The sequence below is a fragment of the Streptomyces beijiangensis genome, assembly GCF_017315755.1.
GTDB classification, from domain to species: domain Bacteria; phylum Actinomycetota; class Actinomycetes; order Streptomycetales; family Streptomycetaceae; genus Streptomyces; species Streptomyces beijiangensis.
In genome coordinates this window covers 1-595 of record NZ_JAFLRJ010001400.1, presented here as the reverse complement: position 1 = coordinate 595, position 595 = coordinate 1, and the positions used below count along the sequence as shown (strand labels likewise).

Genomic DNA, 595 nt, shown 5'->3' with positions numbered 1-595 from the left:
GCCTGTCCGCGCTCTCGGCGGTGCGGGATGACGAGTCCGGTGCCCGGGTAGCCGCCGTCGGCGATCGTGAGGGTCTTGCCGACGGCGGCCTTTGCGCCGGATTCCTCCCATGCCTTGCAGTCGTTGCGGTTGCCGGCGAGCGGCCGTCCGACCACCACGACCAGGCGGGTGTCGGCATCGATGACGACCTGGTGGTTGGTGGAGTGCCGGTAGTTCTTCGACCGCTCGGCGATGGTGTGATCCCGGGTGGGGACCAGTGTGCCGTCCACGATGAGCACGGTGTCCTTGGGGAATCGCTTGTGGTGCTGCAGGGTGTGCGTGGGTCGGGGGTGGTTGATGGTCCGGTCCGCCGCCGACTTCGACACCCCGAACAGCGGGGCGGGCTGCCGCATGGTCAGGTTTGTCCGCCAGTACGCCGCGACCAGCAGTGCCCGGTCCTCCAGGGGCAGGCTCCACGGCCGGCCCTTGCGGACCGCGTCCGCACCCTCGCGACGCAGCACCGTCACCAGCTTCCCGAACTGCCTCGGGCTCAGCCCGCTGAACGGGGCAATCCAGGACGGCTCCGACGCAGTGATCACACCAGCCACGCCAAGAT

1 protein-coding gene is annotated in these 595 nt (G+C 69.4%); it reads right to left on the bottom strand.

Translation table 11 applies throughout. From position 1 onward, the window contains the following. Positions 1 to 587, bottom strand: a 587-nt coding sequence (locus J0695_RS42010; RefSeq protein ID WP_206970054.1) for a transposase family protein, incomplete at its 3' end; no start/stop codon positions are given. Between the last annotated feature and the right edge of the window lie 8 nt (positions 588 to 595).